The sequence below is a fragment of the Wenzhouxiangella limi genome (genome assembly GCF_010499265.1).
Classification (GTDB): domain Bacteria; phylum Pseudomonadota; class Gammaproteobacteria; order Xanthomonadales; family Wenzhouxiangellaceae; genus Wenzhouxiangella; species Wenzhouxiangella limi.
Map to the genome: position 1 here is coordinate 206735 of NZ_JAAGSC010000039.1, position 12177 is coordinate 218911.

General features: G+C 66.3%; 11 protein-coding genes. 4 read left to right on the forward strand and 7 right to left on the reverse strand.

Annotated elements, in window-relative coordinates; genetic code table 11:
* Positions 1-67: 67 nt before the first annotated feature.
* The 3 genes from G3I74_RS06720 to G3I74_RS06730 are packed head-to-tail and all read left to right on the forward strand — an operon-like array spanning position 68 to position 3597.
* A complete protein-coding gene (locus tag G3I74_RS06720; protein WP_164210802.1) occupies positions 68-2311 on the forward strand; it encodes a transketolase C-terminal domain-containing protein in 2244 nt (747 codons plus the stop codon).
* Between the two features lie 3 nt (positions 2312-2314).
* On the forward strand, positions 2315-3283 hold the full coding sequence (locus G3I74_RS06725; RefSeq protein ID WP_164210803.1) for a sodium-dependent bicarbonate transport family permease: 969 nt from the start codon (positions 2315-2317) through the stop codon (positions 3281-3283).
* A 2-nt stretch (positions 3284-3285) separates the two neighbouring features.
* On the forward strand, positions 3286-3597 hold the full coding sequence (locus G3I74_RS06730; protein ID WP_164210804.1) for a P-II family nitrogen regulator: 312 nt from the start codon (positions 3286-3288) through the stop codon (positions 3595-3597).
* Here G3I74_RS06730 and G3I74_RS06735 read toward each other — a convergent pair.
* Both G3I74_RS06735 and kbl read right to left on the reverse strand, forming a co-directional pair.
* Positions 3560-5092 (reverse strand): flavin-containing monooxygenase, encoded by a 1533-nt coding sequence (locus G3I74_RS06735; protein WP_164210805.1) that lies wholly within the window; start codon positions 5090-5092, stop codon positions 3560-3562. The genes G3I74_RS06730 and G3I74_RS06735 overlap by 38 nt on opposite strands.
* The gene (gene kbl, locus G3I74_RS06740) at positions 5089-6279 is read right to left on the reverse strand and encodes a glycine C-acetyltransferase (protein WP_164210806.1); all 1191 of its coding nucleotides are present in this window, start codon (positions 6277-6279) and stop codon (positions 5089-5091) included. Before kbl ends, G3I74_RS06735 begins: the two co-directional genes overlap by 4 nt.
* A 135-nt stretch (positions 6280-6414) precedes the next feature.
* On the opposite strand from kbl, the gene G3I74_RS06745 reads away from it, so the two are divergent.
* The gene (locus G3I74_RS06745) at positions 6415-6963 is read left to right on the forward strand and encodes a rhodanese-like domain-containing protein (protein ID WP_164210807.1); all 549 of its coding nucleotides are present in this window, start codon (positions 6415-6417) and stop codon (positions 6961-6963) included.
* Between the two features lie 20 nt (positions 6964-6983).
* Here G3I74_RS06745 and tdh read toward each other — a convergent pair whose 3' ends face one another.
* The 5 genes from tdh to G3I74_RS06770 all read right to left on the reverse strand — a co-directional run bounded on the left by tdh (position 6984) and on the right by G3I74_RS06770 (position 12101).
* A complete protein-coding gene (gene tdh / locus G3I74_RS06750; RefSeq protein ID WP_239056673.1) occupies positions 6984-8036 on the reverse strand; it encodes an L-threonine 3-dehydrogenase in 1053 nt (350 codons plus the stop codon).
* A gap of 83 nt (positions 8037-8119) precedes the next feature.
* Complete coding sequence (locus G3I74_RS06755; RefSeq protein WP_338063074.1) at positions 8120-9187, reverse strand: succinylglutamate desuccinylase/aspartoacylase family protein; 1068 nt, start codon at positions 9185-9187, stop codon at positions 8120-8122.
* Positions 9188-9225: 38 nt separating this feature from the next.
* Positions 9226-9612 carry a glutaredoxin family protein gene (locus tag G3I74_RS06760; protein ID WP_164210808.1) on the reverse strand — a complete coding sequence of 129 codons (387 nt, stop codon included), beginning with the start codon at positions 9610-9612 and terminating at the stop codon, positions 9226-9228.
* An 89-nt stretch (positions 9613-9701) separates the two neighbouring features.
* Positions 9702-10571, reverse strand: a complete 870-nt coding sequence (locus G3I74_RS06765; protein ID WP_338063075.1) for an HAD-IIB family hydrolase — start codon at positions 10569-10571, stop codon at positions 9702-9704.
* A gap of 21 nt (positions 10572-10592) precedes the next feature.
* Positions 10593-12101 carry an SLC13 family permease gene (locus G3I74_RS06770; protein ID WP_164210809.1) on the reverse strand — a complete coding sequence of 503 codons (1509 nt, stop codon included), beginning with the start codon at positions 12099-12101 and terminating at the stop codon, positions 10593-10595.
* Positions 12102-12177 lie beyond the last annotated feature (76 nt).

Consider the following 12177-nt stretch of genomic DNA (forward strand, 5'->3'; position numbering starts at 1 on the left):
AACCCAGAAACCGCGGTTTTGAAGTAACCTGCTTGCATCTGCGTTCATCTGCGGTTCCGATCAAAGCATGACCCAGTCCGCCGCCCGACGTGTCAATCGTGCCGAAGTCGTCGACGAAGCGTTTCTGAGGCACCTGAGCGCGCTTGAGCAGGGGCGTTCGACGGCCAGCGACGGCGGCTCCATTGCGTCTGCCGATCTGCTTGAACTGTTCGACAGCCAGATGGTCTCGCGCCAGCTCGACCTGATGGCGCGGGTCAAGCGCGCCGAGAACAAGGTGTTCTACACCATCGGCTCGAGCGGTCACGAGGGCAATGCGCTGGTTGGAAGGCTGACCCGGCATACCGACCCGGCGTTCCTCCACTACCGTTCCGGGGCTTTCATGGCCGAACGCTACCGCAACCTGCCCGATCGGGATTTCGTCGCCGATACCTGCCTGTCGTTTGCCGCTTCAACCCGGGATCCGGCCTCTGGGGGACGGCACAAGGTCTGGGGGAGTCAGCCGCTCTGGGTGCTGCCGCAGACTTCGACCATCGCCTCGCACCTGCCCAAGGCGGTGGGTACGGCGCTGGCGCTGGCCCGGGGGGCGCGCGACGGCCACGACCTGCCGGTTCCGCCCGACAGTATCGTGGTGTGCAGTTTCGGTGACGCCAGCCTCAATCATGCCGCCGCCCAGGCCGCCTTCAATGCCTGTGCCTGGTCGCGGCATCAGAACTTACCGGTGCCGATTTTGTTCGTGTGCGAGGACAACGGGCTGGGGATCTCGGTGCCCAGCCCCCGCAACTGGGTCCACGACAGCATGGCGCGGCGCCATGGGCTGACCTATCGCCGCGCCAGCGGACTGGACCTGGCCGAAGGCTATCAACCGGTCAGCGAGGCGATCGCTCACTGCCGTGAACGCCGGACCCCGGTTTTCCTGCACCTGGATGTCACCCGTCTGATGGGCCACGCCGGGACCGATTTCGAGATCGACTACCGTTCGCCGGAGGATCTGGCCGCCGCGGAGGCGCGCGATCCGCTGCTGCGCTCGGCCGAGCGGGTAGTGGTCCGGGGCCTGATGCAGCCCGAGCAGATTCGCAGGCGCTACGAGCAGCTGCGGCAGCGATGCCTGGAAGCGGCCGACCGGGCTGATCAAACTCCGCGCCTGGCCAGCTTCGGGGAAGTGGTCGGACCGCTGGCGCCGGTTTCGACCGCGGCCGTGATGCAGGAAGCCCGGCGCAGCCCGGCGGCGGACGCGCGTGCTGAATGTTTCGGCGGCCCGGATCGCTTGCCCGAAGCCCAGGAACCGCGCCACCTGGCCATTCAGATCAATCGGGCGCTGACCGACCTGATGTTGAAGATTCCCGAAGCCCTGGTGTTCGGCGAGGACGTGGCGCGCAAGGGTGGCGTTTACACCGTGACCAGGGGCCTGTGGTCCCGCTTCGGACAGCGTCGAGTCTTCAATACGCTGCTCGACGAAACCACGATTCTGGGTCTGGCCCAGGGCTACGCCATGATGGGCTATCTGCCGATCCCGGAAATCCAGTACCTGGCCTATTTTCACAACGCCTGCGATCAGATTCGCGGCGAGGCCTGCTCGCTGCAGTTCTTTTCCAACGATCAATTCCGCAATCCCATGGTGCTGCGGATCGCCGGTCTGGGCTACCAGCGCGGCTTCGGCGGCCACTTCCACAACGACAACTCCATCGCCGCCCTGCGCGACATCCCGGGTCTGGTCATCGGTTGCCCGGCGCGCGGCGATGATGCGGCAATGATGCTGAGAACCATGGCCGCGATGGCGCGGGTGGACGGCCGCGTGTGCGCGCTGATCGAGCCGATCGCGCTGTACATGACCAAGGATCTGCACGAGCCCGATGATGGCGGCTGGCTGTTTCCCTATCCGGCCCCGGAGCAGTCGCTCGAGCCGTTCAGGCCGCGTGTTTATCACGAGCAGGCCGCGGATCTGCTGATCGTCACCTACGGCAACGGTGTACCCATGGCCCTGCGCTGTGCCGCTCGCATGCGGGCACGGGGCATCTCGGTTCGGGTGCTGGACCTGCGCTGGCTCAAGCCGCTGGATCTGGCGGCGGTAGCGCGTCACGGGAGCGATTGCGCAGCGATCGTGGTGTTCGACGAAGGCCGTCCCGATGGCGGGGTCGGTGAAGCCGTTGTCACCGGCCTGGTTGAGGCCGGCCTGGGCGGCAAGCCCGTCCGGCGGGTGACCGGGCGCGATTGCTATATCCCGCTTGGGGATGCAGCGCGGCTGGTGCTGGCCTCCGAAGAGCAGCTCGATCAGGCTGCGCAGGCGCTCCTGACCAGACCGCGGGAGCTCTGATTCGTGCTGGAACTGGCGGTCCAGAACCTGCTTTCGCCGATCGTCCTGAGTTTCGTGCTCGGCCTGGTCGCTGCCGGCTTGCGCTCTGATCTGAGCGTGCCCGAGGCGGTGGCCAAGGGTCTTTCGATCTACCTGCTGTTTGCCATCGGTTACAAGGGCGGGGTCGAAGTGGCGGCGGCCGGGCTCGACTGGCGCCTGGCCCTGGGCCTGCTCGCCGGCGCGGGGCTTTCGGCCATCCTGCCGCTGATCGCCTACGGTCTGTTGCGCGCGATGAGCCGCCTGTCGAGCGTGGATGCCGCCGCGGTGGCCGGCCACTACGGCTCCATCTCCATCGTCACCTTTGTTGCTGCCGGTGCACTGCTGCAGTCGCGCGGTGTGGCATACGAGGGCTGGCTGGTGGCGGTGGCCGCGACCATGGAGGCGCCGGCCATTCTGACCGCGCTGTGGCTGGCGCAGCGCAATGCCAGCGCGCGCTCGGCCGCGGGCGTGCCGTGGCGCGAAGTCATTCTCAACGGCTCTATCGTTTTGCTGATCGGCGCCTTCCTGATCGGTTGGGCGACCGGGCCGGCCGGCATGGCCGAGGTCGAGGGTTTCCTGGTGGCGCCGTTCAAGGGCGTGCTGTGCCTGTTCCTGCTCGACATGGGGCTGGTGGCCGGGCGCAATCTCGCGCGCAGCCGCAGCGCGCTGACGGTCGGCGTTGTGCTGTTCGGACTACTGATGCCGCTGGTTGGGGCGGTGACCGGACTGGCAACGGCCTGGGCGCTGGGTCTTTCGGTCGGCGGTATGGCGATCCTGGCGACGCTGGCGGCTTCGGCTTCCTACATCGCGGTGCCGGCGGCCATGCGCGTAGCCCTGCCGGAAGCCAACCCGGCGATCTACCTGTCGCTGTCGCTGGGCGTGACTTTTCCGTTCAATCTCGCCGTTGGCATTACCCTGTATCTGGCGGCAGCCACCTGGCTGTCCGGAGGCTGAGCATGCAGACCCATACCGCAACCCGCATCGAAATCATCATCGAAAGTCCCGCCTTGCGGGCACTGACGCGCGAGCTGGACCGGGCGGCGGTCAAGGGTTATACGGTGCTGCCGGTCCTGGGCGGGGAGGGCAGGTCAGGGCCGTGGACGGCTGCGGGGGAGGTCGGGTCGGCTGGCGGCATGGTGGCGGTGCTGACCATGGTGGCGCCGGAGCGCGCCGAAAGCGTCCTGGACTCGGTGTTTGAGGTCGTCAGCCGCCACATCGGCCTGGTGTCGGTCAGCGAGTGCCGGGTGGTTCGCCCCGAACGGGTGTGACCCCGGATCCGGCTTCGGCCAGTTCGTAAGCCGCGGGGTCGAAGCGCCGGCAGTGCCAGCGGAAGGTCGAGGTAAAACGCGGCCACAGGGTGGCGTTGCGGCCGCTTCGGGGGTGCAGATACCAGCTGCCGCAGCCGCCGCGGTTCCAGACCGTGCGCGCCAGCCGCCGCTGCAGGTCCTCATTCCAGTCTCGCTGGGCTTGGTCACGGACTTCGATGCGCGTGCTGCGATGGCGTTGCATGAAGCTGAGCATGTCGATCAGGTAGCGAATCTGGCCCTCGATCATCAGCAGCACCGAGTTGTGGCCCAGGGCGGTGTTCGGGCCGAGCAGGGTGAAGAAGTTGGGGAAGCCGGCCACGGTGCTGCCCTTGTAGGCTTGCGGGCCATCGGCCCAAGCCTCGGCCAGGTCGCGGCCCTGGTGGCCGATGATCAAGCCTGGGGGAACCGGGCTTGTGGCCTGGAACCCGGTACCCAGCACGATCAGGTCGGCCGGGCGACGCTGCCCGCTCCGGTCGATGATCGCGCGGCCTTCGAGGCGCTCGATGGGCTCGGTGACCAGTTCAACGTTGGCTGCGGCGACGGCCGGGTAGTAGTCGTTGGACATCAGCACCCGCTTGCAGCCCATGGCGTAGTCGGGCGTAAGCTGCTCGCGCAGCGCCGGGTCCGAGACCTGGCTTAGCAGATGGCGGCGGGCCTTGCGACGATGGAAAGCGGTCATCCGCGGCCAGCGGGCGAACGCCGGAAGCCGGCTTTCCAGCAGCAGGAACTGGCTGAGCCGCAGCGCCAGCCGGGCCGGCGCAAAGCGCCGGTAGAGGCGCTGTTTCCAGCCCGCGATGGCGCGATCCGGGCGGGGCAGGATCCACTGGGCGCTGCGCTGGTAGATGTCGACCGCACGGGCGTCGCGCTGAAGATGGGGAACGAACTGGATGGCCGAGGCGCCGGTGCCGATGACCGCGACGCGTTGATCTTTCAGATTCAGCCCGTCGGGCCAGCGCTGGGAGTGGATGACCGGACCGTCGAAATCGGCAAGGCCTTCGATATCGGGCCAGGCCGGCCGCGACAGCCCGCCGATGGCCGAGACCAGCATCCGGCCGGCGAACACCCGTCCGTGCTGGTCGTGGACCCGCCAGGCGTGCTCGGATTCCTGCCAGCGGGCCTGCACGACCCGGGTATCGAGGTGGATGCGGGGCGCGATGCCGTGCCGGGTGACGAGATCTTCGAGGTACTGCTGGATTTCGGCGCGAGCGGCGAAGCGGCGCGACCAGTCGGCCTTGGGCGCAAACGACAGCGAGTAGAGATGCGACTGAACGTCGCAGGCGCAGCCCGGGTAGCGGTTGACCCACCAGGTCCCGCCCACGCCGGACTCGGCGTCGAGCACGACAAAGTCGTCGAAGCCCGCACGGCGCAGGCGGATCGCCAGGCCGATGCCGGCAAAGCCGGCGCCGATGATGACCAGGCCGGTCTTGACGACCTGGCTTGCGACCGGATCGGTCAAACAATCCCCAGGCGTCGGCCGACCCGGGTGAAGGCCTCGACCGCCTGCTCGAGCTGCTCGCGGCTGTGGGCGGCCGAGATCTGGGTGCGGATGCGGGCCTGGTCCTTGGGAACGACGGGGTAGAAAAAGCCGATCACGTAGATGCCTTCCTCGAGCAGGGCGTCGGCCATCTTCTGGGCCAGCGGCGCGTCGTAGAGCATCACCGGCACGATCGGGTGATCGCCGGGCTTGATGTCGAATCCGGCCGCGGTCATGGCCTGGCGGAAGAAGCGGGTGTTTTCTTCCAGCCGGTCGCGCAGCGCGGTCGAGGCGGTGAGCATTTCGAACACCTTGATGCTGGCCGCCACCAGCGGCGGGGCGAGCGAGTTGGAAAACAGGTAGGGGCGCGAACGCTGGCGCAGGATGTCGATCACCGGCTGGCTGGCCACGGTAAAGCCGCCCATGCCGCCGCCCAGCGCCTTGCCCAGGGTCGAGGTGAAGATGTCGACCTTGTCGAGCACGCCGTGATACTCGGCCGACCCGCGTCCGGTGGGCCCGAAAAAGCCGGTGGCGTGGCAGTCATCGACCATGACCAGCGCGTTGTAGCGCTTGGCCAGGGCGGTGATTTCGTCCAGTTTGGCGACGTAGCCGTCCATCGAGAACACCCCGTCGGTGGCGATCATGCGGGTGCGCTTGTCCTGCGTGTTCTGCAGGATTTCCTCCAGCGCCGCCATGTCCGAATTCGGGTAGCGATGACGCTCGGCCTTGCACAGCCGGATGCCGTCGATGATGGAGGCGTGGTTGAGCTGGTCGGAGATGATTGCGTCTTCCGGCCCCAGCAGCGGCTCGAACAGGCCGCCGTTGGCGTCGAAGCAGGCCGCGTAGAGGATGGCGTCGTCTTTGCCGAAGAACTCGGCGATGGTGTGCTCCAGGCGCTTGTGCAGGTCCTGGGTGCCGCAGATGAAGCGCACCGAGGCCAGGCCGAAGCCGTACTCGTCCAGCGCCGTGCGGGCCGCGCCGATGATGTCGGGGTGGTCGGCCAGGCCGAGGTAGTTGTTGGCGCAGAAATTGAGCACTTCGCCGGCCTCGGCGGTTTCGATTTCGACGCGCTGCGGGGTCGTGATCGAGCGCTCGCGCTTGTACAGGCCGTCGGCGTCGATGCGGGCGAGTTCCTGCTCGAGACGGGAAAGAAAGGCGGTATCGGTCATGGTGGCTACTTGAAGATCAATTTCAGCACCGCATTGTAGGCCAGCGCGGGGGGCGGGGGTCACGACACGCCTGATGCGGTTCTCGCACGGCCGATGGTACGATGCCAGTCTGATTGAAAACGCTGGAGTAAACCCATGTCGCGATGGATGCTTGTTCTTATTACCTGTGCCTGGCTGGCCTCATCGGCCTGGGCGGACGACTTCGCCATGTCGGCCACCGAAGCCTTCGAGACGGTCAGCGATCCCGACCGGGACGTGCTGTTCATCGACGTACGCGACCCGGTCGAGATCATGTTCATCGGCTGGACCGACAGCGTCGACATCAATATTCCGTTCCTGCTGGTCGACCGCAACGGCTGGAACGCCGACAGCGGCAGCTTTCCGATGCCGCGCAACCCGGATTTCGCCGCCCAGGTCGAGGCGGCGCTGGCCGAGCACGGGCTGGCGCGCGACGCGCTGATCATCACCATGTGCCGCTCGGGCAGCGGCCGTGGCGAGCCCAGCGCGCGCTTCCTGCAGGAGGCCGGGTTTCCCAACGTCCGCTACGTCCGCCACGGTTTCCAGGGTGATCGGATCGAGCAGGGCGAACAGGCCGGCATGCGCCTGAAGAACGGCTGGCGCAACGAAGGCCTGCCCTGGCAGCCGCGCATGAATCCCGACAAGATTCATCGCCCGGGCGCCTGAACGCCCGGGCGGTCGCCCCGTCAGGCGGCCTGAACCTCGCCGGTCCAGTCGCACACCACCTTGCCGCACTCGCCGGCGGCCATCAGCTCGAAGCCGGTTTCGAACTGCTCGATCGGCAGCTGGTGGGTCAGCGCCTTGCGCAGCGGGAAACCGGTCAATACCATCTGGGTCATCTTGTACCAGGTCTCGTACATGCGCCGACCGTAGATGCCGTGGACCTGCAGGCCCTTGAAGATGACCTGATCCCAGTCGACCCCGGCGCCCTTGGGCAATAGCCCGAGCAGGGCGACGCGGCCGCCGTGGTACATGCAGTGCAGCAGGTCGCCGAAAGCCTGCGGATTGCCCGACATCTCCATGCCGACGTCGAAGCCGTCGATATCGAGCTCGCCGAGGATGTCGCGCAGATTTTCGCGCGTGACGTTGATGGTGCGGGTAGCGCCCATGTTGCGCGCCAGCTCCAGCCGATGGTCGTTGACGTCGCTGATGACGATATGGCGAGCGCCCACGTGTCTGGCGATGCCTGCGGCCATGATGCCGATCGGGCCGGCGCCGGTGATCAGCACGTCTTCACCGACCAGGTCGAACTGCAGCGCGCAGTGGGCGGCGTTGCCGAAAGGGTCGAAGAAAGCCGCCAGTTCGGACGGGATCTCGTCCGGGATCGGCCACAGGTTGCTGGCCGGCACGACCACGTACTCGGCAAAGCCGCCGTCGCGATTGACCCCGATGCCTTCGGTGTGCGGGCACAGGTGGGGCTTGCCGGCGCGGCAGTTGCGGCAGACGCCGCAGACCACGTGGCCCTCGGCGGACACGCGCTGGCCTTCGCTGTAGCCGCGCACGCCTTCACCGATGCCGACGATGCGTCCGACGAACTCGTGACCGATGATCAGCGGCGGCTTGATCGTGCGCTGGGCCCATTCGTCCCACTGGTAGATGTGCAGGTCGGTGCCGCAGATGGCGGTCTTCTCAAGCTTGAGCAGGACCTCGTTGGCGCCAGGTGCCGGAATGGGGACTTCGCGCATTTCCAGGCCGGGTGCGGCGCTGGCTTTGACGACGGCTCGCATGCTGGCGGTCATCGAATCTCTCCAGTCAGGAATAGCCGGCCATTATAAATGATCCTCATTTCTGTGGCGCTGCCGCCTTGCCCGGCAGGTCTGACTCACGGGGTCTCGTTGGCGTCGTCGGTCCACGGAAAGTCCTCGGATTCCATCGACTCCTGGTAGTCCTCGATGCGCTCGGCGGCGATGTCGGTACGATAAAAGCGGGCGATGTGGAAGACCGCATCGCCCTCGTTGACCAGCGGCAGGTTCAAGCGACCAATGACAATGCCGCTGAACGGTGCCCGGATTTCCTGCTCGCTTTCGCCGAAAGGGTCGGAGACCACGCCCATGACGGTCTGGTCGCGCGTGACGCGGTCTCCGAGCTGGGCATAGGCACGAAAAATGCCGCTCTGCGAGGCCCGCACCCAGCTGCTTGATCGCGCCATGATGGGTTCCGGCGGCGGCTTGCGTCGGCTCTTGCGCAGCATGCCGAGCAGCCGCATCACCCGAATAATGCCTTCCACGCCGCCGCGGATGCAGAACTCGTCCAGGCGCAGCGCCTCCCCGGCCTCGTAGAGCAGGATGGGCGTTTTGCGTTCGGCCGCGGCCGCGCGCAGCGAGCCGTCGCGGATGGCCGAGTTCAGGATCACCGGCGTGCCGAAGGCCTTGGCCATGGCCAGGGTTTCCTCATCATCCAGGTTGGCTCGAATCTGGGGCAGGTTGCCGCGGTGCACGGCCCCGGTGTGCAGATCGATGCCGTGGGTGGCGCGGCTGACGATCTCGCGCATGAAGACGTGGGCGATTCGTCCGGCCAGCGAACCGGTCTGGGACCCGGGGAAAGAGCGGTTGAGATCGCGCCGATCGGGCAGGTAGCGGCTGGTGTGGATGAAGCCGTGCAGGTTGACGATGGGCACGGCGACCAGCGTTCCGCGCAGACGTTGAAGTTCATCGATGCGCATCAGCCGTCGAATGATCTCAACGCCGTTGAGTTCATCGCCGTGGATGGCGGCGCTGATGAACAGCACCGGCCCGGCGCGTCTGCCGCAGATCACCTGGACGGGCATCGCCGTTTGGGCATGGGTGTAAAGCCGACCCATGTCGAGCTGGATGCTGCGCCTTTCCCCTGGCTGGACGTCGACCTGGCCGATGGTGATCGCGCGGTTAAGCGCCGTGCGTTTTCGAGTCACCGTCGGTCGCGTTGGGGCTTAAGCCAGGTCATGGCGGCTCAAAGCGGGCAGCCGCCGTTGAGGCAATCCTCCACGTGATCGGCGATTTCGCGTCGAATCTGGCGGCTGTCGCCGGTCCAGACGCGGCCGCCGAAAAAGATCATCGGAACCGAGCCGGGCTGCACGCCATGCAGGCCGGCCATGTTGCGCAACAGTTCATGGTGCTCGCGCGTGGTCATGACCTCGAGGTGCAGGATCTCGAGCTCGGGGTTGCTTGCATCCAGGCTGGCCAGAAACGGCTTCTGGGCGCGGCAGTGCGGGCAGGTCTCGGACATGAACACGTGCATGGTCATTGTGTCGAGCGGCTCGGGTTCGTCGGAGGCTGAAGCGCACGACCAGGTAAGAGCGACGAGAATCAAGATCAGGGGAAACTTCTTGCGCAACATACGGGTTTCCTGACGGTCACTGGCTGAAACACCGATTGTGGGGCCGGTTGCCTTGCCGGCCATTGATCCAGGTCAAACCGCTGTTCGGCTCACTCCAGCCAGTCGCGCGCTTCAGGTACGTAGTGGGCGAACCCTTCGATCACGCCGGCGGCGTAGTTGCCGTTCATTCCCCCCGGGCCGCCGCGGGCCAGGTACAGATTATCGATCTGGCCCTGGGCCTGGGCCATGGACAGCGCCTGCTCGCGCACCGACTCGGTGGCGTTGGCCACCAGCACGGCCTGCAGAGCCGAGGTCAGGAAGGGCAGGTCATTGCCGCTGTCGCCGGCGCAGACCGTGGCCCAGTGAGCGAAGCCCCAGGCACCCATCACCATTTCGATCGCGCCGCGCTTGGTGGCCTTGTCCGGCAGGATGTCGATCAGGCCCTGGTCGGTGGTCTCATCCAGGCTGGCGATAATGGCGGCCGGTAATGCGTCGGCGGCAAAAGCGCTCTTCAGGCGGGCGGCGGTCTCCGCCAGCGCCCGGGCCGGGCAGAAATAGCTCAGCTTGTAGGCGGTCTGGCATTCTTCCGGTTGCCGCTGCAGTGCGCCGACCGATTCGGCGTGCGCGCCCGCCCGCTCGCGCACCTGCTCGGTCCAGTTGCGGCGAATCAGTTCGTCCCACTGCGACCACGTCGTCCAGCGTTGGTCGAAGGTCGACCAGATGCGGGTGCCGACATCGCCGATCACCGCGTCGGGCCAGGGCAGGTCGAACTGCGCGACCGCCTGTTCGACCAGGGCCCGGTTTCGGCCGGTGACATAGACCACGCAAATGGCGTGGTGCTCGACCAGGGCCCGCAGCCTCTCGCGAGCACCCGGCGACTCGGCCTGCGGACCGTTCGGAATCAGCGTCCGATCCAGGTCGGAGCACAGCAGGTAGCGCGCCTGTGAATGCGGTTTAAGACGTGTGATGGTCTTGTCCACGAAGCGAGTCCGTTGGGCGGATCAAACCGCCCACTCCGGCAGCACCCCTGGCTGGGTCCCGAACACCCAGCCGAGCAGGGTGTAGGCCGCGGTCAGCACGATCACGATGAAAAACAGATTCAGCAGCATACCGGCCTTGACCATCATCGGGACGGTCAGCAAGCCGCTACCGTAGACAATCGCGTTGGGCGGGGTGGCGACCGGCAGCATGAACGCACACGACGCCGCCAGCGCTGCAGGAATGATGAACAACAGCGGGTTTTCGCCGATACCGACCGCCGCCGCGGCCAGGATCGGGAGGAAAGCCGCGGCGGTCGCCGTATTGCTGGTCATTTCGGTGAGTACCAGAATGACGATCACCGACAGCGCCAGCAGGAGCAGCGTCGGCCAGGCATCGAAACCGACGACGAGCATGCCAATGCTTTCGTCCAGGCCGGTGCGGGTGAAGGCGGCCGCCAGGCTCAGACCGCCGCCGAACAGGATGAGGATCCCCCACGGCAGTTTTTCGATCGATTCCCAGTCCAGAAGGAACTTTCCCTCGCGCAGGCTGGAAGGAATCAGTATCAGCGCGATCCCGGCTGCGATGGCGATCACCGCATCGCTCAGGCCGGGCACCAGGTTCTGCAGCGGCTGACGGAAGATCCAAAGCGCGGCGGTCAGGCCGAACACGACCGCCACGCCGAACTCTTCGCCTCGCATGGGGCCGAGTTTCGCCGCCTCTTGCCGGATCAGGTCGGATCCGCCGGGTAGCTCGGCCAGATCGACGGGGAAAGACAGTCGGGTCAGGACGAAGAAAGCCAGCGGCAAGCCCAGCGCGACCAGCGGCACCCCAACCAGCATCCACTGGCCGAAGCCGATCTCGATGTCGTAGTTGTCGAGAATGAATGCGGCCATCAGCGCGTTGGGCGGTGTGCCGATCAGCGTTCCCATGCCACCGACGTTGCAGGCGTAGGCAATGGCCAGCGCCAGGGCGATGCCGAAATGCCCAAGGGCCCGCTTTTCTTCTGCGCTGGTCTGCGGCAGGCGCTTGCTGAGGTTGATCACCGACATCGCGATCGGCAGCATCATCAGCGCGGTTGCCGTATTGCTGACCCACATGCTCAAAAAAGCCGAGGCCAGCATGAAGCCGAAGATGATGGCGTTGGGACGCGGCCCGACCCGGCCGATGATGGCCAGCGCGATGCGCCGGTGCAGGCCCCAGCGCTGCATCGCCAGGGCGATCATGAACCCCCCCATGAACAGAAAGATCAGCGGGTTGGCGTAGGGCGAGGTGGCCTCATTGATGGTGCCAACCCCCAGAAGCGGGAACAGCGGGACCGGCAGCAGCGCGGTCACCGGGATGGGAATGGCTTCGGTGATCCACCAGACCGCCATCAGGCTGCCGACAGCGGCCGTGGCCCAGGCCGGCTCGCTCATGCCTTCCGGCGCCGGCAGCCCAAGCATGACCAGCAAAACCACCGGCCCGCTCAGCAGACCGATGCGCTGGCGCCTGCCGTAAGACGATGGCAGGTCGCCCGGCTTTTCGACCATTCTCGAACCTCCTTGACCTGCCGGTGGCCGTCGATATTCCTGCAGCTCAGCATATCTCAAGCCGCTTTGGAAAAGG

Coding starts and splice junctions, on each gene's coding strand:
- G3I74_RS06720 (WP_164210802.1), top strand. CDS start 68: ATGACCCAGTCCGCCGCCCGACGTGTCAATCGTGCCGAAGTCGTCGAC.
- G3I74_RS06730 (WP_164210804.1), top strand. CDS start 3,286: ATGCAGACCCATACCGCAACCCGCATCGAAATCATCATCGAAAGTCCC.
- kbl (WP_164210806.1), bottom strand. CDS start 6,279: ATGACCGATACCGCCTTTCTTTCCCGTCTCGAGCAGGAACTCGCCCGC.
- G3I74_RS06745 (WP_164210807.1), top strand. CDS start 6,415: ATGTCGCGATGGATGCTTGTTCTTATTACCTGTGCCTGGCTGGCCTCA.
- tdh (WP_239056673.1), bottom strand. CDS start 8,036: ATGACCGCCAGCATGCGAGCCGTCGTCAAAGCCAGCGCCGCACCCGGC.
- G3I74_RS06760 (WP_164210808.1), bottom strand. CDS start 9,612: ATGTTGCGCAAGAAGTTTCCCCTGATCTTGATTCTCGTCGCTCTTACC.
- G3I74_RS06770 (WP_164210809.1), bottom strand. CDS start 12,101: ATGGTCGAAAAGCCGGGCGACCTGCCATCGTCTTACGGCAGGCGCCAG.